This window comes from Frankia sp. AgKG'84/4, from assembly GCF_023242965.2.
GTDB lineage: Bacteria > Actinomycetota > Actinomycetes > Frankiales > Frankiaceae > Frankia.
This window is the reverse complement of the sequence record NZ_JALKFU020001114.1, coordinates 1-1,314: the sequence shown is the minus strand read 5'-3', so window position 1 is coordinate 1,314 and position 1,314 is coordinate 1. Positions and strand designations below refer to the sequence as shown.

Genomic DNA, 1,314 nt, shown 5'->3' with positions numbered 1-1,314 from the left:
GGCGGCGTTCTGCAGGGCGGAGCGGGTGACCTTGGCGGGGTCGATGATGCCGGTGGCGATGAGGTCGACGTACTCGCCGGTCGCGGCGTTGAGGCCGTGTCCGGTGGGCAGGTGACGGACCTTGTCGACGACGACGCCACCCTCGAGACCGCTGTTGAAGGCGATCTGCTTGATCGGGGCTTCGAGCGCGAGGCGCACGATGTTCGCGCCGGTGGCCTCGTCACCGGAGAGGTCGAGCTTCTCGAACGCGGTGATCGACGCCTGGAGCAGCGCGACGCCACCACCCGCGACGATGCCTTCCTCGACGGCGGCCTTCGCGTTGGACACCGCGTCCTCGATGCGGTGCTTCTTCTCCTTCAGCTCCACCTCGGTCGCCGCACCGACCTTGATGACGGCGACACCACCGGCGAGCTTCGCGAGACGCTCCTGGAGCTTCTCCCGGTCATAGTCCGAGTCGGACTTCTCGATCTCGTTACGGATCTGCGAGACCCGCCCCGCGATCTGGTCCGGGTCACCCGAACCCTCGACGACCGTCGTCTCGTCCTTCGTCACGACGATCTTCCGGGCGCGGCCCAGGAGGTCCAGCGACGTCGACTCAAGCTTGAGACCGACGTCCTCGGAGATCACCTGACCACCGGTGAGGATCGCGATGTCACCCAGGATCGCCTTACGACGGTCCCCGAAGCCGGGGGCCTTCACCGCGACGCTCTTGAACGTCCCACGGATCTTGTTCACGACCAGGGTCGCCAGCGCCTCACCCTCGACATCCTCCGAGAGGATGACCAGCGGCTTCGAGGTCTGCATGACCTTCTCCAGCAGCGGAAGAAGGTCCTTCACCGCGGCGATCTTGCTGTTGACGATCAGGATGTACGGGTCATCAAGAACCGCTTCCTGACGATCCGCGTCGGTCACGAAGTACGGCGAGATGTAACCCTTGTCGAACCGCATACCCTCGGTGAGCTCAAGCTCCAGACCGAAGGTGTTGCTCTCCTCGACAGTGACAACGCCTTCCTTACCGACCTTGTCCAACGCCTCGGCGATGAGCCCACCGATCGCCGAGTCACCCGCGGAGATCGAGGCGGTGGAGGCGATCTGCTCCTTCGTCTCCACTTCCTTCGCCTGCTTCGAGAGCTCCTCCGAGACGCGCTCGACCGCGATCTCGATGCCCTTCTTCAGACCAAGCGGGTTCGCACCGGCCGCGACGTTACGCAGACCCTCACGGACCAGCGCCTGCGCCAGAATCGTCGCGGTCGTCGTACCATCACCCGCGACATCGTTCGTCTTCTTCGCGACTTCCTTGACGAGCTCCGCGCC

1 protein-coding gene is annotated in these 1,314 nt (G+C 64.8%); it reads right to left on the bottom strand.

The window, feature by feature from the left end; translation table 11 throughout:
- The coding region (gene groL / locus MXD58_RS27740) for a chaperonin GroEL (RefSeq protein ID WP_248838015.1) at positions 1–1,314 on the bottom strand (1,314 nt) is incomplete at both ends.